Here is an 18,457-nt window from a genome sequence, read left to right as displayed (position 1 = left end):
GTCGTGGTGGTGCCGCACCTGTCGTCGAGGGCCCGATCGGTGCTGACCGATATTCCCGGCCCTGTCCCGGACGACTGCGGTCGCGTCGCGACGTCTCGTGCTGGATCCCGGGCCGCAGGCCGCTGACGCGGCCTGCGGCCCGGGAAAGGGGAGAACGGGCGCTACAGCCCCAGGATCGCCTTCGCGATGATGTTCTTCTGGATCTCGTTCGAGCCGCCGTAGATCGAGATCTTGCGCCAGTTGAAGTAGGTGGGCGCCGCCGGCCCCGCCCAGTCCGGCCCGATCGGCGGCTCGTTGGTTCCGTGCACGGCCTCGTCGTCCTCCGGCAGGTAGGGCAGCGCGTAGGGGCCCACCACGTCGAGGAGAAGCTCCGTCGTCGCCTGCTGGATCTCCGAGCCCTTGATCTTGAGGATCGAGGAGGCCGGGTCGGGCTTGCCCTTCTCGCGCTTGCGCTCACCGGCGACGACGCGCAGCTGCGTCAGCTCCAGGGCCTTCAGCTCGATCTCGAGGGCGGCGAGCTTCTCGCGGAAGCGCGGGTTCTCGATGAGCGGCGCGTCGCCGGCCCGCTCCAGCGCGGCGAGTTCCTTGAGGCGCCGGATGCGCTGCTTCGAGACGCCGACGCGGGCGATGTTGGTGCGCTCGTTGCCGAGCAGGAACTTGGCGTAGTCCCAGCCCTTGTTCTCCTGCCCGACCCGGTTCTCCACCGGCACGCGCACGTCGTCGAAGAACACCTCGTTGACCTCGTGGCCGCCGTCGAGGGTCTGGATCGGCCGCACCGTGATGCCGGGCGTCCTCATGTCGATGAGCAGGAAGGTGATGCCCTCCTGCTTCTTCACGCCCGCATCCGTGCGCACGAGGCAGAAGATCCAGTCGGCGTGCTGGGCCAGCGTGGTCCAGGTCTTCTGGCCGTTGACCACGTAATGGTCGCCGTCGCGCACGGCCTTCGTCTTCAGGGAGGCGAGGTCGGAACCCGCGCCGGGCTCGGAGAAGCCCTGGCACCACCAATCGTCGAGATTGGCGATGCGGGGCAGGAACCGCGTCTTCTGGTCGTCCGAGCCGAACTGGATGATCACCGGTCCGACCATGTAGACGCCGAATTGCAGCGGCGAGGGAGCCGGGAAGCCCTGCAACTCATCGAGGAAGATGTACTGGCGCACCGGATCCCAGCCGGTGCCGCCCCATTCCACCGGCCAATGCGGCACCGCCCAGCCCTTGGCATTGAGGATGCGCTGCCAGGTGACGATGTCCTGCTTCGAGGGGTGATGCCCGTCCACCATCTTCTGCCGGATCTCCTCCGGCAGGGTCTCCTTGAAGAAGGTGCGGACCTCCTCGCGGAAGGCGCGCTCCTCGGGCGTGAATCGAAGGTCCATGGGTGCCTCCCGTTTATCGACGTTGCGTCGGCGGCAGCCCGCGCACCGGGCGCCAACCTCCTCGGTCATGACCCGAGGGAACCCCGCTCCCGAGTGGGAGAGAGAGAGGCTCCCCGTGCCGCGTCCGCTACAGGTCCTTGAACCCTTTCCCCTCCGCGGCCAGCCGCTCCAGCAGGGGCGAGGGCTTGAAGGCGTCGCCGTACTCGGCCTCGTAGGCGCGCAGCCGCTCCAGCACCTGGGGCAGGCCGATGCCGTCGGCCCAGAACATCGGGCCGCCCCGGTAGACCGGCCAGCCGTAGCCGTTGATCCAGACGATATCGATGTCGGAGGCCCGGATCGCCTTGCCCTCGTCGAGGATCTTCGCGCCCTCGTTGACCATCGGGTAGAGGCAGCGCTCCAGGATCTCCTGGTCGGAGGCGGGTTTCCGCGCGACGCCCTGCCGCCCGGCCACCTTGGCGATGATCGCCTCGGTCACCGGCGAGGGGGTGGCGTTGCGCTTGGCGTCGTAGTCGTAGAAGCCGGCCCCCGTCTTCTGGCCGCGGCGGTCGATCTCGCAGAGGAGGTCGCGCACGCTCTCGGACAGGTTGGTCTCCCGGCTCCAGCCGATGTCGAGGCCAGCGAGGTCACTCATCGCGAAGGGACCCATCGGCAGGCCGAACTCGTGGATCACCCGGTCCACGTCCCAGGGCGTCACGCCCTCCAGGATCAGCCGGTTGGCCTCGCGCTGGCGCTCGGCGAGCATGCGGTTGCCGACGAAGCCGTGGCAGACGCCCACCAGCACCGCGATCTTGCCGACCTTGCGGCCGATCTGCATGGCGGTGGCGATGACGTCCTTCTCCGTCCTCGCCCCGCGCACCACCTCGAGCAGGCGCATCACGTTGGCCGGCGAGAAGAAGTGCATGCCGATCACGTCGCCGGGGCGGCCCGTGACGGCGGCGATCGCGTCGATGTCGAGATAGGAGGTGTTCGAGGCCAGGATCGCGCCGGGCTTGGCGATGCGGTCGAGCCTGGAGAAGATCTCCTTCTTGATGCCCATGTCCTCGAACACGGCCTCGATGATGAGATCGCACTCCTTGAGGGCGTCGAGGTCGAGCGTGTCGGTGAGGAGGCCCATCCGGGTCTCCACGTCCTCCGGCCGCAGGCGGCCCTTCCGGGCGGTCGCCTCGTAGTTGGACCGGATGGTCCCGAGGCCGCGGTCGAGGGCCTCGCGCTTGGTCTCGACGATCGTCACCGGGAGGCCGGCGTTGAGGAAGTTCATCGCGATGCCGCCGCCCATGGTGCCGGCGCCGATGATGCCGACCTTGGCGACCGGCCGGGTCGGGGTGTCCTCGGGCACGTCCGGGATCTTGGCGGTCTGGCGCTCGGCGAAGAACACGTAGCGCTGGGCGGCCGACTGGCTGCCGGAGACGAGCCGCTGGAACTGCTCGCGCTCGAAGGCGAGGCCCTGGTCGAAGGGCAGCCGGCAGGCGGCCTCGATGCAGGCGATGCAGGCTTCCGGCGCCTCGAAGCCGCGCATCCTGCGGGCATTCTCCCGGCGGAAGGCGTCGAACAGGCCGGGATCGTCGCGGCCCTCCGCGATGCGGTCGTCGCGGTCGCGGATCTTGGTGAGGGGCCGCCCCTCCGCCACCACGCGCTCCGCGAAGGCGACGGCGTGGGCGCGCAGGGAATCCTCCGGCGCGGTCTCGTCGATCAGCCCCATGCCGGCCGCCGCCTTGGCCCCGATCGGCGCGCCGCCGACGATCACCTCCAGGGCCTTGCGCGGGCCGACGATGCGCGGCAGGCGCTGCGTGCCGCCGGCACCCGGCAGGATGCCGAGCTTCACCTCCGGCAGGCCGACCTTGGCGGAGGGCACCGCCACCCGGTAGTGGCAGGCGAGCGCCGTCTCCAGGCCGCCGCCGAGCGCGTTGCCGTGGATCGCCGCGATCACCGGCTTCCCGGCCGCCTCGATGCGGTCGAGGAGGTCGGGCAGCGGGATGCCGCGCTGGGGCTTGCCGAACTCGGTGATGTCGGCGCCCGCGCTGAACATCCGCCCCCCGCCGATCAGCACGATTGCCGTGACGGCCGGATCGGCCTCGGCCCGCTCGACGGCGGCGAGGATTCCCTCGCGCAGGGCCGAGCCGAGAGCGTTCACCGGCCCGGATTGCAGGGTCAGGACGGCGACCGCGCCCTCGCGGCTCTCGGCAACGACGGGTGTCTCCTGGTTCATCGCGGGCAAACCTCTCGAAATGGCGTTTGAACGGTGTCGCGGTGCGATACGCCGCTCCCGGGTGGGAGCGGGGTCCCGCGTCCTCAGAAGATCTCGAACAGGCCGGCGGCGCCCATGCCGCCGCCCACGCACATGGTGACGACGCCGTACTTGGCGCCGCGGCGGCGGCCTTCCAGCAGGATGTGCCCGGTCATGCGGGCCCCCGACATGCCGTAGGGATGGCCGATGCTGATGGCGCCGCCATCGACGTTCAGCCGCTCGTCCGGGATGCCGAGCCGGTCGCGGCAGTAGAGCACCTGGCAGGCGAAGGCCTCGTTCAGCTCCCAGAGATCGATGTCCTCGACCGAGAGGCCGTGCTGCTTGAGGAGCTTGGGCACCGCGAAGACCGGGCCGATGCCCATCTCGTCGGGCTCGCAGCCCGCCACCGCCATGCCCCGGTAGGCGCCCAGCGGCTGGAGCCCGCGCCGCTCCGCCTCGCGGGCCTCCATCAGCACGCAGGCCGCCGCGCCGTCCGAGAGCTGGCTCGCATTGCCGGCAGTGACGAAGCGCCCGTCCTTGATCCGCTGGCCGTCCTTGAACACCGGCTTGAGGGCGGCGAGGTCCTCAAGCCGCGTCTGCGGCCGGTTGCCCTCGTCCTGCGCCAGGGTCACCTCCCGCGACTGCGTCTCGCCGGTCGCCTTGTCGGTGACGGTCATGCGGGTGGAGAACGGCACGATCTCCTCGGCGAAGCGGCCCGCCTCCTGCGCCGCCGCGGTGCGCTGCTGCGACGTCAAGGCGTAGGCGTCCTGCGCCTCGCGGCCGATGCCGTAGCGCTCCGCCACGGTCTCGGCGGTCTCGATCATCGTCATGTAGAGGGCGGGCGCATGCTCCACGAGCCAGGGATCGGCGGCGCGGAACCGGTTGATCCGGTCGTTCTGCACCAGCGAGATCGATTCGAGGCCGCCGCCGACCGCGATCGGGATCCCGTCCGTCACGATCTCCTTGGCGGCGGTGGCGATCGCCATCAGCCCCGAGGCGCATTGCCGGTCGACGCTCATGCCCGCCACGCTCGCCGGCAGGCCGGCCCGCAGGGCGGCCTGCCGGGCGATGTTCGAGCCCGTCGAGCCCTGCTGGAGGGCGGCCCCCATCACCACGTCGCCGATCTCGGCCGGGTCGATGCCGGCGCGCCTCACGGCCTCGGCGATGGCGTGGCCGCCCAGCGCCTGGGCCTGAGTGTCGTTGAAGGCACCCCGATAGGCCTTGCCGATGGGCGTGCGCGCGGTCGCGACGATGACGGCTTCCCGCATTGCCAGTCTCCTCCTGCCCGGGGCTCCGCCGCTGCGGTCCGGCCGGGCGCGTGCCGATTTATCGAGGAATGGGTATGGCGCCGCAAGGCCTCAAAACCGCCTGCCACGCCCTTGGCCGTCCTCCTCACCGCCGCGTTTTCGAAAGGGCGGCTTGCTTAATCGCCATAGAGAGCTAAGGTCCCGGCAAAACGCAAGAGATTTTGGGAGGAGCGCCCGTGTCGCTGTTCGATCTCTCCGGCCGCGTCGCCGTGGTGACGGGCTCCTCGCGCGGCATCGGCCGGGCCATCGCGGAGCGCTTGGCCGAGCACGGCGCGCGGGTGGTGGTGTCGTCCCGCAAGGAGGAGGCCTGCCGGGCCGTCGCCGACGCCATCAACGCGCGCCACGGGGACGACCGCGCCATCGTGGTCCCGGCCAGCATCTCCTCCAAGCCCGACCTGGAGCGGCTGGCGCGCCGCACCGAGGACCGGTTCGGGCGCATCGACGTGCTCGTCTGCAACGCCGCCTCCAATCCCTATTACGGGCCGATGAGCGGGATCGCCGACGAGCAGTTCCGCAAGATCCTCGACAACAACGTGGTGGCGAACCACTGGCTGATCGGCTTTGCCGCCCCGGGCATGATCGCCCGGCGGGATGGATCGATCATCATCGTGTCGTCGGTGGGGGGCCTGAAGGGCTCCGGCGTGATCGGCGCCTACAACATCTCGAAGGCTGCGGATTTCCAGCTCGCCCGCAACCTCGCGGTGGAGCTCGGACCGCACAACGTGCGGGTCAACTGCATCGCCCCGGGGCTGGTCCAGACCGACTTCGCCCGGGCCCTGTGGGAGGATCCGGCGAGCCGCGCCGCCTACACGGCGCGCACGCCGCTCGGCCGCATCGGCCAGCCGGACGAGATCGCGGGCGCCGCGGTCTTCCTCGCGAGCCCGGCCGGCACCTTCATGACCGGCCAGAGCATCGTCGTGGATGGCGGACAGACGATCACCTGAAGCCTCCCACCCCCTGCCGCCGAGACCCACCGCGAGTGCGCCGATGACCGACTCGTCCGCTGTGCCGCCCTCCTGGCCCGCCCTGTCCTTCGCCGAGGCGACCGCGCGCCTCACCGCCCCCGGCGCCCCCTTCGCGGTGAGCGAGGCGGTGATCCGGGGCGTGCCGACGCGGGTCTGGGCGGCGGCTCCCCCGACCCTGCGCGAGGTCTTCCTCGCCGGGCGCCGCCACGGCGACAAGACCTTCCTGGTCTACGAGGACGACCGGGCGAGCTTCGAGGGGTTCTCGCGCGCGGTGCTGGCGCTCAGCGCCGACCTGATCCGGGGCGGCCTGCGTCCGGGGGACCGGGTCGCGATCGCCATGCGCAACCTGCCCGAATGGCCGGTCGCCTTCTTCGCGGCCCTGCTGGCGGGGGGCGTGGCCGCCCCCCTCAACGCGTGGTGGACCGGGGCCGAACTCGAATACGCCCTGACCGATTCCGGCGCCGCGGTGGCGATCGTCGACGCCGAGCGCCTCGCGCGCATCACGGACCGGCGCGGCGCCTGCCCGGCGCTCGCGCGCGTGCTCCTCGCCCGCGCCGCGGCGCCCGGGGCCGAGAGCCTGGACGCGATCATCGGCCCCGTCGCCGCCTGGACCAGCCTCCCGGCCGGCGCGATGCCGGACATCCCGCTGGCGCCCGACGACCTCGCCACCCTGTTCTACACCTCCGGTACCACGGGCCGCCCGAAGGGGGCCATGGGCACCCATCGCAACGGGGCCTGCGGGGTGATGGCCCATCCCTATTCGGGGGCGCGGGCGGCCCTGCGCCGGGGCGAGCCGGTGCCGGTGCCCGACCCGGGAGCGCCCCAGAAGGTATCGCTGGTCTCGGTGCCGTTCTTCCACGTCACCGGCTGCTTCGCGACGCTGGTGGCGAATCTCTCGCGCGGCTCGCGCCTCGTGCTGATGCACCGCTGGGACGTCGGCCGGGCCCTTGCGCTGATCGAGCGCGAGCGCTGCACCAGCGCGGGCGGGGTGCCGACCATCGCCTGGCAGCTTCTGGAGGGCCGGGAAGCCGGGACGCACGACCTCTCGTCGCTGGAGACCATCACCTATGGCGGCGCGCCCGCCCCCGCCGAGCTGGTGCGGCGCCTGCGCGCCGCCTTCCCGCAGGCGATGCCGGCGACCGGCTGGGGCATGACCGAGACCTCCGCCACCTTCACCCACCACATGGGCGAGGATTACCTGCACCGGCCCGACAGCTGCGGCCCGCCGCTGCCGGTCTGCGAGGCGCGGATCGTCGATCCGGAGGGGCGGGCGCTGCCGCCGGGCGAGGTCGGGGAGCTGCACGTGAAGGGGCCGAACGTCGTGGCGGGCTACTGGAACCGCCCCGCCGAGACGGCGGCGGCCTTCCGGGACGGCTGGCTCGCCACCGGCGACCTCGCTCGCATGGACGCGGAGGGCTTCATCACCATCGTGGACCGCGCCCGCGACATGCTGATCCGCGGCGGCGAGAACATCTATTGCTGCGAGGTGGAGAACGCGCTCCACGAACACCCGGCGGTGGTGGACGCCGCCGTGGTGGCGATCCCGCACCCGACGCTCGGCGAGGAGCCGGGCGCGGTGGTGGCCGTGGGCCGCGGGCAGGAGGTCTCCGAGGCGGAGCTGCGGGCCTTCGTGGCGTCCCGCCTCGCGGCCTTCAAGGTGCCGGTGCGCATCCTCCTCCACGAGGAGATCCTGCCGCGCAACCCGAGCGGCAAGATCCTCAAGAGCGCGTTGCGGAAGCTGTTCTGACCCGTGGGGCGGCGGATTCGGGCTGAAATCGCGGGCGGCCCGATCCAATCTATGCCTCATACGGTTTCCGGATGATCGCTTCGCGATGCGGAAACCGGCCTCGCTCAGGCGCCGCGCGGGCTCGTGGTACGGTTTCCGAAAGTGATCTTCCGGAAACCGTATCAGAGCCACTTGCATCTGGTACCAGGGGGGACGCCGTAGGTCTCATTAACGGTGGAGCGTGCCAGTGACAGATGAGGCCCGCTTCAAGTGGGTTACGCAGGATACGCTCTACCCTCTAAGGCAGAAATGAGCGATTATGCGGCATCGGCAAGTGCAGCAGGCTTAGCCGATCTATCAAAAATTTCAAGCTTTGATGTCGATGACAGATTTCAAACCAGACTTGGCAATCTTTGGAATATCGAAGATTGATGATGGATACATCTATATAATAGAGGATAGAGGCAGATATAAAATAGGAAAGACTACGGACGCCAAGACGAGGACCAGAGCTGCGAAAACGTGGCTTCCCGACATGCGACTGATGGGCATAAAGCCTTTCTGGAACGTATCAAAAGTTGAGCGCATGCTTCATGAAGGTTTCTGCAGGGGATGGTATTATGGAGAATGGTTTGAATTCGAAGATGAGGATTATAAAGAAACACTCCTCGACGGGTTTATAGCGTTCTCCGACGAAGATAGAGATATAAACTCAGTCAATTTCATTTACTGGTTCAATGGGGAGGGGATGGCTGAGTTCAGTATCGAACGCGCGCGACAGCACCTTTCGCTGCCGAAATTTGTGAAACAAGAGTCAAATACTCAGAAAAACAAGCATGAAAAATAAAATTTCTATAAGTCGTCCCAATCATTTCCACAAATATTAGGCGCTTCAATCATGAGTATAATCAGAGGAAATATTTTTACGCATGAGCCGCAAAACCAAACGTTGAAGGCCTGGGAGCCGTTCTGGAACTGCGTTGGCATTCTGTTCCATTTTCAAAATTCCGATGTGGAAGATTGCGGTGAGGATCTTCCAGAGTGGCGTTTATATTGGGTCTCTGGCATAACTCTGCTTAGGACGATAGGTCATGTTTTGGCCAAGGTAGATGCTCTGACTTCAGGAGAACATGCTGCCGTTATATCCAAATGGTGGAAATATATAAGCGAGAATCCCGAAGAAGCGAGGATATTCTGGGATTTTATTGAGAGAGAACGCAACAACCTGGTGAAGACGTACGCCTTCGGGGCCAAATTGTCTCACAACGAAAAGGGCTACTACGTTTCATTCGAGAATGGCGAAGATGCATTTCAGCTTTTTCGCGAGGCGGTGTATTGGTGGCGACAAGAACTGACTAACATTGAGAATTCGATTACGAGCGCAAATTCACAATAATAGGCATTAAAAATAGATCAGACATGGGATTTAGATCAAAAATTGAATAGTGTTTACTCTGTTTTATTATAGATAATTTGTTCATGAAGACCGATTTATTCCGCCGGAAAACCGCTTTTACTTCGCCACAAACAGCATTGAAAATGTCATCACAAGCGCGATTAGGACAATCTTCATCATCACTTCGGCAGCGGAGCACGGCGGACACCTCCCGCAGTACCCGCAGTACCCGGGACTTTAGCGCCGTCATGTCCCTTGAAGGAAGGCATGCGCTTCAGCCCCGGATCCAGCCGGTTGTACTGAGTGGAGCGCCTACATCGGCTCCGCGCCGCGGCCCATCGCGGCGACGCCGGTGCGGGAGATCTCCACGAGGCCGATCTCCGACATCAGCCGGATGAAGCGCTCGATCTCGTCGGTCGCGCCGGTGAGTTCGAACACGAAGGAGTTCAGCGTCGCGTCGAGGATGCGGGCGCCGAAGGCCGAGGCGAGGCGCATCGCCTCGACCCGGTGCTCGCCCTTCCCCACCACCTTCAGGAGGCACATCTCCCGCTCCAGGGAATCGCCCTGGAGCGTCAGGTCCACCACCCGGTGCACGGGCACCAGCCGGTCGAGCTGCGCCTTGATCTGGTCGATCACCGCGTTGGTGCCCGTGGTCACGATGGTGATGCGCGAGAGGTGCTGGCTGTGCTCGGTCTCCGAGACGGTCAGGCTCTCGATGTTGTAGCCGCGGCCCGAGAACAGCCCGGCGATGCGGGCGAGCACGCCCGGCTCGTTGTCGACGATCACCGCGAGCGTGCGGCGGACGGCCGGCTCGACCCGGACCGGTTCGGGGTAGTGGGTGTTCATGGCGTTCATCGCTCTTCCCCGCGGTCCTCAGACCAGAACCTTGCCTTCCTCGCTGATCACGTCGCCCAGATCCGCGCCCGTCTCGCCGAGATAGTCCGACAGCAGCATCTCGTTGTGGGCCTTGCCGGACGGGATCATCGGGAAGCAGTTCTCGGTCTTGTCGACGATGCAGTCGAAGATCACCGGGCCGTCGTAATCCAGCATCTCCTGGATCGCCGCGTCGAGGTCGCCCGGCTTCTCGCAACGGATGCCCTTGGCGCCGTAGGCCTCGGCCAGCTTCACGAAGTCCGGCAGGCTCGCCGAGTAGCTCTCGGAGTAGCGCGAGCCGTGCAGCAATTGCTGCCACTGCCGCACCATGCCCATGTACTCGTTGTTCAGGATGAAGATCTTGACCGGCAGGCGGTACTGCACCGCGGTCGACATCTCCTGGATGTTCATCAGGATCGAGGCCTCGCCGGCGATGTCGATCACCAGCGCATCCGGATGGGCGAGCTGGGTGCCGACCGCGGCCGGCAGGCCGTAGCCCATGGTGCCGAGGCCGCCGGAGGTCATCCAGCGGTTCGGCTCCTCGAACTTGTAGTACTGGGCCGCCCACATCTGGTGCTGGCCGACCTCGGTGGTGACGTAGGTCTCGCGGGCCTTGGTCGCCTCGTAGAGGCGCTGGACCGCGTATTGCGGCTTGATGGTCGTGCCCGAGGGCCAGTAGCCGAGGCACTCGCGCGCCTTCCAGCCGTTGATCTTCGAGAGCCACTCGGTGAGCCGGCCCTTGTCCGGCTCCGGCGTCAGCGCCCGCCACGCCTTCAGCATGTCGCCGAGCACCGAGGCGCAGTCGCCCAGGATGCCGACATCGGCCTTGACGTTCTTGTTGATCGAGGAGGCGTCGATGTCGACGTGGATCTTCTTCGAGAACGGCGAGAACGCGTCGAGGCGCCCGGTGATGCGGTCGTCGAAGCGCGCGCCGATGCAGATCATCACGTCGCATTCGTGCATCGCGAGGTTGGCCTCGTAGGTCCCGTGCATGCCGAGCATGCCGAGGAACTGCGGGTCCGATCCCGGATAGGCCCCGAGCCCCATCAGCGTCGAGGTGATCGGGAAGCCGGTGGCGCGCACCAATTCGCGCAGCAGCCGCGAGGCCTCCGGCCCCGAATTGATGACGCCGCCGCCGGTGTAGAAGACCGGACGCCGGGCCCCCGCCATCAGGGCGACCGCCGCGCGGATCTTGTCCTGATCGCCGTGGACCTGCGGCCGGTAGGTCTTGTGGCCGTTATCGGCCGGGCGGCGGTAGAGGCCGCTCGCGAACTGGATGTCCTTCGGCAGGTCGATGACCACGGGGCCGGGACGCCCGTGCGAGGCGACGTAGAAGGCCTCGTGCAGGATGCGCGGCAGGTCGTCGATCGATTTGACGAGGTAGTTGTGCTTCGTGCAGCTGCGGGTGATGCCGACCGTGTCGCATTCCTGGAACGCGTCGGAGCCGATCAGGTGCGTCGGAACCTGGCCGGTGATGCAGACGAGCGGGATCGAGTCGAGCAGCGCGTCGGTGAGGCCGGTGATCGCGTTGGTGGCGCCGGGGCCCGAGGTGACGAGGACGCAGCCGACCTTGCCGGAGGAGCGCGCATAGCCCTCGGCGGCGTGCACCGCGCCCTGCTCGTGGCGGACGAGGATGTGCTTGACCGCGTCCTGGTGGAACAGCGCGTCGTAGATCGGCAGCACCGCGCCGCCCGGATAGCCGAACAGCGTGTCGACGCCCTGATCCTGCAGCGCCCGGATCACCATCTCGGCGCCGGTCATGACCTCGCCTGCACTCATCGTCTGTCTCCCTTGCACCGGTCTCGTCGTGCAGCGGTTCGTTCAGGCAACAAAAAAGGGCCCCGAAGGACCCTGCATGCGCCACCGCCGGGCTTACGGGCTATCTCAAGCCCGCCCCGTCCGTGGCGCCCACCTTACAATAAGAACCGCGCGCATCTCGCGTCGAACCCATTCCCGAAAAGTGGCGGGGACCCTACGCGCCGCGCCCCCGACGGTCAACCATGATTCCGGCCCGTTCCGGCCCCGCGCGGCCTTCGACTTTCGGGGCAGCCGGCGGGCGGTGGTTGGGATTCCGGCCATCCTCCCCTATCTGGGCCGCAGGCTCCTCGTTCACACGGATCCGACACGATGGCGCGGGCAGCGGCCTTCCTGACGGTCGACGTCGCCGGCACCGCCTGCGCGGTGCCGCGCGAGGCCGTGCGCGAGATCCTGCCCCTGCCCCGCCTGTGGCGCCCGCCCGGGGTGCCGGCGGCGCTCGCCGGCTTCTTCAATCTCGGCGGCGCCGCGGTGCCGGTCATCGACCTCGCCGCCCTGTTCGGCCTGCCGGCGGAGGCCGGCCGGCCGATGGTCTACCGCCACCTTCTCATGCTCGGGGCGGAGGCGCCCCTCGCCCTCCTGGTCGACCGGGTCAGCGATCTCGTCACCGTGGCGCCCGATGCGGTGAACCCGGTGGCGCCGGGCACGGCGCTCAACGGCTGCGTGGCCGCGGAGGTGCGGGTGGGCGAGCGCCTGCTCCACGGCCTCGACATCCGCCGGATCCTGCTCGCCGAGGAGCGCGAACGCCTGGACGCCCAGACCCGCGCCGCGCAGGCCCGCCTCGCCGAATGGGCAGCCTGATCCCGCGGGCGCCGACGGACGATCCGGCCTTCGCGGCGCTGAAGGCGGCGATCGTCGCGCGCACCGGCCACCACTACTACGCCGACAAGGACGACCTGCTGTGGGACCGGCTGCGGCCGCGGCTGCGCTCGGCCGCGATCCCGGATGCGGGCGCCTACCTCGCGCTGCTGCGGGAATCCGAGGCCGAGTGGGAGGCCCTCGAAGCCGCGATCACCATCGGCGAGACCTTCTTCTTCCGCTACGCGGAGCAGTTCGCGGCCCTGCGCCGGACCATCCTGCCCGAGCGCATCGCGGCGCGGGGGGCCGAGCGGCGCCTGCGCATCTGGAGCGCGGGCTGCTCGACGGGTCCCGAGACCTACTCGCTCGCGATCCTGCTGCACGAACTCCTCGGGGAGGATCTGCCGACGTGGCGTGTCGCGCTCACCGGCACCGACATCAACCGCGACGTGCTCGCGGTGGCGCGCAAGGCCGAGTACGGCGTCTGGGCCCTGCGCAGCCTGTCCGCCGAGGACCGGGCGCGCTACTTCCGGCCGGGCACCCGCGAGAGCACCTTCGCGCTGCGGCCGGAATTCCGCGGGCTTGCCCGCTTCGAACCGCAGAACCTGCTCCATCTCGTGGGCGGCACCGCCTCGCTCGCCTTCACCGACTACGACCTCATCCTGTGCCGCAACGTCCTGATCTACTTCCATCCCGACACGGTGACGGCGGTGGTGCGCGCTCTGGCGAGCCGGCTGCGCCCCGGGGGCTGGCTGCTGCTCGGCCATGCGGAGCCCAATCCGGCCTTCGCCGAGATCCTGCGCCCGGTGAGCCTGCCGGGCACCGCCGCCTACCGGCGCCAGGAGGCCGAAGAGGCCGAAGAGGCCGAGGCGGCGGCGCCCGTGCCGCCCGAACCGGCCGCGCCGGCCCCCCCGCCGCTCCGGCCGGTCCGGGCGCGCACCCGCCCGCTTCTCCCCCCGCGGCGGCCGCTCCCGGCGGAACCGCCGCCGGCCCCGGATCCGGACCGGCTCGCCACCGTGCGGGACCTTGCCGATGCGGGTGACCTCGATGCGAGCTGGCGGGCCTGCCGCGCCGCCCTCCAGGCGGATCCGACGGATGCGCGCCTGCGCTTCTACGAGGGGCTGCTCGCCCGGGCGCGGGCGCGGCCCGACGAGGCCGAGCGCGCCTTCCGCGGCGCGGTCTACCTCGATAAAGGCTTCGTGATGGCCCATTACCATCTCGGCCTCACGCTGATCGCCGCCGGCCGGGCCGAGGCCGGACGCCGGGCGATCGCCAACGCCCTGCGGCTCGCCGCCGCCCTCGCCCCCGAGGCTCCCCTGGCGGAGGGCGACGGGCTGACCGCCGCGCGCCTGGCGGATGCGGCGCAGCCCCTGCTCGGCGCGGTGACGGCGTGACCGGCACGCTCCCCGCGCCCGCCGGCCCCACCCGGCCGGACGCCGAATCGGCCCTCGGGGCCGCCCGGATCGAGGCGCTCCTCGACGCGCGCAGCCGCGCGCTGGCGGAGCGCGGCCGGGCTCCCGCCGAGGCCCGCGCGCGGCGCCGGGTTCTCCTCTGCCGCATCGGGGCGGAGCGGGTCGGCCTGCCCCTCGACGCCGTGGCGGAGGTGGCGCCCTACCGTCCCTGCACGCCGGTGCCCGGAGCCCCGCCCGCCCTCATCGGGCTCTCCGGCCGGGGCGGCGCGCTGCTCAGCGTCCTCGATCTCGCCACCGCCCTGGCGCTGCCGGCCCCGGCCGCGGACGCTCCGGCCCATCTCGTCGTCCTGCGTCGGGACAACCCGCGCATCGGCCTGCGCGTCGAGCGGGCGCTCGCGGTGCTGGACGCCCTCGTCGATGACGGCCCCGCGCCGCCGGGGCGGCCCGTCGCGGGTCATGCCCGGGCGGATGCGGAGGATGCGGAGGGCTTCGCCCTCCTCGACCTGCGCGCCCTGCTGCAACCCTTCCTCGGCATCGCGCCGAGAGCCTGACCTCTCTCCTCGGAGCCTGTGACCAGCGTGTCGATCTCGATCGGGAACCGCATCCTCCTCGGCTTCACCGCCGTCATCCTGGTGATCGTGGCGCTCGGCCTCTACGCGCTCGCCCAGATCGGCGACGTGCGCCGCTCCACCGACCTCATCGTCAGCCGCGACCTCGCGGTGATGCACCAGCTCGAGGCCATCCGCGAGGGCCAGCGCCGGATGAGCGACCTGCGCGACGAGGCCACCACCCGCTACTTCCTGCGCGCCCTCAACAAGGAGGTGCCGGCCAAGGAGGAGCCGGCGATCGGCTGGCGCCGGGCCGCCGCGGCCACCGAGACCGCGCTCGCGGGCACCATCACCAACGTGAACGAGTACCGCGCCCAGTCCCTGTCGGCGGACCGCGCCGCCGCGTGGCAGCGCATCGGCGAGATCCTGACCGCCGCGGGCGTGGAGCTGCGCAGCATCCGCACCGCCACCGAGCGGCAGTTCCAGGCCCTCGACGCCAACGACCTCGGCACCGTCCAGAGCACCGAGGCGAGCCTCGATCAGACCCAGGACAGCTTCGTGCGCACTATGACCTCGGCGCGCGACGCCCTCGACGAGGCGATCGCGGCCGGCCAGCGCCGCATCGGCGCGGTCTACGAGGAGAGCCGCATCTCGACCATCGTGGCGCTCGCCACCTGCGTGGCGATGGCGCTGGTGATCACCGGGCTCATCCGGCGCTCGGTGTCGCGGCCCCTCGAGGCCGTGATGGCCTTCGTCGGGCGGATCGGCGAGGGCGACCTCACCGGGCGCATCGCCGATGACAGCCGCGACGAGTTCGGCCGGCTCGGCGTGGTGCTGAACCAGATGGTGGAAGGCCTGCGCCAGCTCGCGAGCCAGAACCGGGCGGCCACCGCCAACCTCAACGCGGCGGCGGCCGAGATCCGCGCCTCGGCCCAGGAGCAGGCGGCGAGCGTCGAGGAGCAGTTCGCCGCCGTGCAGGAGACCGCCGCCACGGTGGACGAGATCACCCATGCGGGCGCCCAGATCGGCAAGCGCGCCCAGGAGGTGATCGCCACCGCCCAGGCCACCGCCCAGACCTCCCAGGCCGGCCTGCGCGCCGTCGACGAGACCGCCCGGGCCATGGACGCCATCCGCGAGCAGAGCGAGGCGGTGGCGACCAACATCGTCTCCTTGAGCGAGAAGACCCAGGCGATCGGCGAGATCATCGCCACGGTGAACGACGTCTCGGAGCGCACGCATCTCCTCGCCCTCAACGCCGCCATCGAGGCGGCGGCGGCGGGGGAATCCGGCCGCAGCTTCGCGGTGGTGGCCGCCGAGATGAAGGCGCTCGCCGACCAGGCCAAGGAGGCGACCGCCCAGGTGCGGGCGATCCTCGGCGACATCCAGCGGGGCATCAATTCCTCGGTGATGCTGACCGAGGAGGCGGTGAAGCGGGTGGCCCTCGGCAAGGAGCGCTCCGACACCACCCATGCCACGATCGAGGAGATCACCGCCCGGGTGCAGGAGAGCGTGCAGACCTTCCAGCAGATCGTCGCCTCGACGAACCAGCAGCAGCTCGGCATCGAGCAGGTGATGGGCGCCCTCCAGAACATCCGGCAGGCGAGCCAGCAGACCGCCGCCGGCACCCGGCAGGTGGAGACCGCGGCGACGAATCTCAGCGAACTCGCGACCGCGCTGACGGCGCTGGCCGAGCGGTACCGGCTGTGAGGGCCATGGCCTGAGGAGCCGCCCGGATGGACATTCGCGCCATGCTGCTCGCGGCCTTCGAGGCCGAGCACCGGGAGCATCTCGGGGCGATCCGGGCCGCGCTCGCCGCCGCCCGGGAGGGGCGCGGCCCGGACTGGAACGACGTCTTCCGCCGCGCCCACAGCCTGAAGGGGGCGGCCCGCGCCGTCGACCTGCCGGCGATCGAGGAGATCGCCCACCGGCTGGAGACCCTGTTCGACCGCATCGTCGAGGGCGCGCATCCCCTCGACGCGGCCACGCTCGCCGCCGTGACCCTCGCCCTCGACCGGATCGAGGGCATGGTGGCGAACCTCGCGGCCACCCCCGAGCCATCCCTGCCCGAGGACGCCGCGGCCGCGCTCGACCGCTGTCTCGGCGCCGCCCCCGCAGCGCCGGACGCGCCGCCCGTTCCGCCGCCCGCCGAGCCCGCAGCGCCGGCCGCGCCGGAGCCGTCGGCCGAGCCGGCCGTCTCGGTCCTGCGCATCGCCAGCGACGACGTCGAGCGCCTGTCGCGGGCGGTGCACGGCCTCACCCTGGCGCTCCAGAGCCAGGACGAGGTCGGCGGCGCGCTCACCGGTCTCGAGGCCGAGAGCCGCGGCCTGCGGCGCACCGCCGACGCCCTGCGCGACCGCTCCGGCGAGGTGGCGGCCCTGGCCCGCCGCCTGCGCGAGGCGGGTGATCCAGGGGCCGGGCTCCTCGACGCGGCCCTCGACCTCGTCCGCCGGCTCGACGGCGAGATGCGGGCGATGGTCCGGGGCGTCTCGGCGCTCGCGCGCAACCAGCACCGCGGCGCCCTCACCATCGAGGCGGCCGCCCGCCGCCTGCGGGAGGATGCCGACCGGCTGCTCCTCGTCCCCGCCGAGACGGTGTTCGGCGGCTACGGGCGGATGGTGCGCGAGATCGCCCGCGAGGCCGGCCTGCCGGTCGAGGTGAAGCTGCAGGGCCTCGACCTGCCGGTGGATCGCGGCCTGCTCCAGGCCCTCAAGGATCCGGTGCTGCACCTCCTGCGCAACGCCGTGAGCCACGGGGCCGAGCCGCCCGAGGAGCGCCGCGCCAAGGGCAAGCCCGAGGCGCTCACCGTCACCCTGACGGTGGCGGCGCGCGGGGGCGACCTCGTGCTCAGCGTGCGCGACGACGGGCGCGGCCCCGACATCCCCCGCATCGTCGAGACCGCCCGCCGGCAGGGGCTGGTCGCCCCCGACGCCAAGCTCACCACCCGCGAGGCCCTCGGCCTCGTCTTCGCGCCGGGCTTCTCCACCGCCGGCAAGGTCGACCGCCTGTCGGGACGCGGGGTCGGGCTCTCGGTGGTGGCGGAGGCGGCCGCGCACCTGCGCGGGCGGGCGCGGCTGCGCCGGGTCCAGCCCGCCGGGGCCGAGGTGCTGGTCATCGTGCCGCTCTCCGCGGCCCGCCGCCCGCTCCTCCTCGTCGAGGCGGAGGGCCAGGTCTACGGCCTGCCGGGAAGCGCCGCGGCGCGGCTCGTGCGGCTGCCCGCCGCCGGGATCGTGCCCGTCGCCGGGGTGCCCTCGGCCCGCCTCGTGGTGGACGGCCGCGAGGCGACGGTGCCGGTGGTGCCGCTCTCCGGGCTGCTGGGCGGCGGCGCCGCGCTTCCGGTGGAGGACGGGCTGGTGCGGGCGGTGCTCCTGCGCAGCGGCAGCGATCTCTGCCTCGCGGCGGTGGACCGTCTGGTCGACGTGCGCGCGAGCCTCGTCGGGCCGGCGCCGCCGATCGGGGCCGAATCCGGGCTGTTCTCCGGCACGGTGCTCCTCTCCGAGGAGACCCCCGCCCTCGTCCTCGACCCCGCCGGCCTCGTCGCGCGGGCGGCGGAGACCTCCGGCCGCGTCGCCGCCCCGGCCGCCCCCGCGGCGCAGGGCGCGCGCCGGCGGCGCCCGACCATCCTGGTGGTCGACGATTCCATCACCACCCGGACCCTGGAGAAGAGCATCCTGGAGGCGCAGGGCTACCGGGTCTTCGTCTGCGTCGACGGCCAGGACGGGCTCGACCGCCTGCGCCGCGACGGCGCCGAGGTCGATCTCGTGGTGGCGGATGTCGAGATGCCGCGGCTCGACGGGTTCGGGCTGCTCCAGGCCATCAAGGCGGACCCGGCCTTGACGCGCCTGCCGGTTATCCTGATGACCTCCCGCGGCGACCCCGCGGATATCCGTCGCGGCCTCGATCTCGGCGCGGATGCCTACATCACCAAGCAGAAGTTCGACCAACGCGAGCTTCTCGATACGATCGGTCAGCTGCTGTGAGCGCCTCCGCCCGCCTCTCTCCTCTGCCCCGATACGGTGATGGCCC

Annotated in this window: 14 protein-coding genes; 9 read left to right on the top strand and 5 right to left on the bottom strand. The window is 70.2% G+C overall.

The features are described 5' to 3' along the window. Positions 1–161: 161 nt before the first annotated feature. The 3 genes from pimC to ACE101_RS17485 all read right to left on the bottom strand — a co-directional run bounded on the left by pimC (position 162) and on the right by ACE101_RS17485 (position 4,862). The gene (pimC, locus tag ACE101_RS17495) at positions 162–1,370 is read right to left on the bottom strand and encodes a pimeloyl-CoA dehydrogenase large subunit (protein ID WP_379131945.1); all 1,209 of its coding nucleotides are present in this window, start codon (positions 1,368–1,370) and stop codon (positions 162–164) included. A gap of 127 nt (positions 1,371–1,497) precedes the next feature. Continuing rightward, positions 1,498–3,576: a 3-hydroxyacyl-CoA dehydrogenase NAD-binding domain-containing protein gene (locus tag ACE101_RS17490; protein ID WP_379131943.1), complete on the bottom strand. Its 2,079-nt coding sequence runs from the start codon at positions 3,574–3,576 to the stop codon at positions 1,498–1,500. Between the two features lie 83 nt (positions 3,577–3,659). Beyond that, positions 3,660–4,862, bottom strand: a complete 1,203-nt coding sequence (locus ACE101_RS17485; protein WP_379131940.1) for an acetyl-CoA C-acyltransferase — start codon at positions 4,860–4,862, stop codon at positions 3,660–3,662. Between the two features lie 215 nt (positions 4,863–5,077). Between ACE101_RS17485 and ACE101_RS17480 the strand changes: the two genes are divergently transcribed. The 4 genes from ACE101_RS17480 (at position 5,078) to ACE101_RS17465 (ending at position 8,988) form a co-directional block, all read left to right on the top strand. Beyond that, on the top strand, positions 5,078–5,845 hold the full coding sequence (locus tag ACE101_RS17480; RefSeq protein WP_379131937.1) for an SDR family oxidoreductase: 768 nt from the start codon (positions 5,078–5,080) through the stop codon (positions 5,843–5,845). A 43-nt stretch (positions 5,846–5,888) separates the two neighbouring features. Beyond that, positions 5,889–7,613, top strand: a complete 1,725-nt coding sequence (locus ACE101_RS17475) for a class I adenylate-forming enzyme family protein (protein ID WP_379131935.1) — start codon at positions 5,889–5,891, stop codon at positions 7,611–7,613. A 361-nt stretch (positions 7,614–7,974) separates the two neighbouring features. Beyond that, on the top strand, positions 7,975–8,439 hold the full coding sequence (locus tag ACE101_RS17470; protein ID WP_379131933.1) for a GIY-YIG nuclease family protein: 465 nt from the start codon (positions 7,975–7,977) through the stop codon (positions 8,437–8,439). A 51-nt stretch (positions 8,440–8,490) separates the two neighbouring features. Continuing rightward, entirely contained in the window at positions 8,491–8,988 is a 498-nt protein-coding gene (locus ACE101_RS17465) for a hypothetical protein (RefSeq protein ID WP_379131930.1), read from the top strand. Positions 8,989–9,300: 312 nt separating this feature from the next. On the opposite strand, the gene ilvN is transcribed toward ACE101_RS17465, so the two are convergent. Then, positions 9,301–9,843, bottom strand: coding sequence for an acetolactate synthase small subunit (gene ilvN / locus ACE101_RS17460; protein ID WP_379131927.1), 543 nt, complete (start codon positions 9,841–9,843; stop codon positions 9,301–9,303). An 18-nt stretch (positions 9,844–9,861) separates the two neighbouring features. Continuing rightward, positions 9,862–11,640, bottom strand: coding sequence for an acetolactate synthase 3 large subunit (locus ACE101_RS17455; RefSeq protein WP_379131924.1), 1,779 nt, complete (start codon positions 11,638–11,640; stop codon positions 9,862–9,864). A gap of 348 nt (positions 11,641–11,988) precedes the next feature. On the opposite strand from ACE101_RS17455, the gene ACE101_RS17450 reads away from it, so the two are divergent. From ACE101_RS17450 to ACE101_RS17430, 5 genes are read left to right on the top strand one after another with little or no spacing between them, the layout of a single operon-like run. Then, positions 11,989–12,477 carry a chemotaxis protein CheW gene (locus tag ACE101_RS17450; RefSeq protein ID WP_379131921.1) on the top strand — a complete coding sequence of 163 codons (489 nt, stop codon included), beginning with the start codon at positions 11,989–11,991 and terminating at the stop codon, positions 12,475–12,477. Then, positions 12,465–13,868 (top strand): CheR family methyltransferase, encoded by a 1,404-nt coding sequence (locus ACE101_RS17445; RefSeq protein ID WP_379131918.1) that lies wholly within the window; start codon positions 12,465–12,467, stop codon positions 13,866–13,868. Before ACE101_RS17450 ends, ACE101_RS17445 begins: the two co-directional genes overlap by 13 nt. After that, entirely contained in the window at positions 13,865–14,437 is a 573-nt protein-coding gene (locus ACE101_RS17440) for a chemotaxis protein CheW (protein ID WP_379131916.1), read from the top strand. Before ACE101_RS17445 ends, ACE101_RS17440 begins: the two co-directional genes overlap by 4 nt. An 18-nt stretch (positions 14,438–14,455) precedes the next feature. Continuing rightward, positions 14,456–16,141, top strand: a complete 1,686-nt coding sequence (locus ACE101_RS17435) for a methyl-accepting chemotaxis protein (RefSeq protein WP_379131915.1) — start codon at positions 14,456–14,458, stop codon at positions 16,139–16,141. A gap of 26 nt (positions 16,142–16,167) precedes the next feature. Further along, positions 16,168–18,411, top strand: a complete 2,244-nt coding sequence (locus ACE101_RS17430) for a hybrid sensor histidine kinase/response regulator (protein ID WP_379131912.1) — start codon at positions 16,168–16,170, stop codon at positions 18,409–18,411. Positions 18,412–18,457 lie beyond the last annotated feature (46 nt).

It is taken from the genome of Methylobacterium carpenticola (assembly GCF_042748905.1).
In the GTDB taxonomy this organism is placed as follows: domain Bacteria; phylum Pseudomonadota; class Alphaproteobacteria; order Rhizobiales; family Beijerinckiaceae; genus Methylobacterium; species Methylobacterium carpenticola.
Note: the sequence above shows the minus strand (reverse complement) of the source record. Positions and strands in the feature narration are given on the sequence as shown.

Coding starts and splice junctions, on each gene's coding strand:
- pimC (WP_379131945.1), bottom strand. CDS start 1,370: ATGGACCTTCGATTCACGCCCGAGGAGCGCGCCTTCCGCGAGGAGGTC.
- ACE101_RS17490 (WP_379131943.1), bottom strand. CDS start 3,576: ATGAACCAGGAGACACCCGTCGTTGCCGAGAGCCGCGAGGGCGCGGTC.
- ACE101_RS17485 (WP_379131940.1), bottom strand. CDS start 4,862: ATGCGGGAAGCCGTCATCGTCGCGACCGCGCGCACGCCCATCGGCAAG.
- ACE101_RS17475 (WP_379131935.1), top strand. CDS start 5,889: ATGACCGACTCGTCCGCTGTGCCGCCCTCCTGGCCCGCCCTGTCCTTC.
- ACE101_RS17470 (WP_379131933.1), top strand. CDS start 7,975: ATGACAGATTTCAAACCAGACTTGGCAATCTTTGGAATATCGAAGATT.
- ACE101_RS17465 (WP_379131930.1), top strand. CDS start 8,491: ATGAGTATAATCAGAGGAAATATTTTTACGCATGAGCCGCAAAACCAA.
- ilvN (WP_379131927.1), bottom strand. CDS start 9,843: ATGAACGCCATGAACACCCACTACCCCGAACCGGTCCGGGTCGAGCCG.
- ACE101_RS17455 (WP_379131924.1), bottom strand. CDS start 11,640: ATGAGTGCAGGCGAGGTCATGACCGGCGCCGAGATGGTGATCCGGGCG.
- ACE101_RS17450 (WP_379131921.1), top strand. CDS start 11,989: ATGGCGCGGGCAGCGGCCTTCCTGACGGTCGACGTCGCCGGCACCGCC.
- ACE101_RS17445 (WP_379131918.1), top strand. CDS start 12,465: ATGGGCAGCCTGATCCCGCGGGCGCCGACGGACGATCCGGCCTTCGCG.
- ACE101_RS17430 (WP_379131912.1), top strand. CDS start 16,168: ATGGACATTCGCGCCATGCTGCTCGCGGCCTTCGAGGCCGAGCACCGG.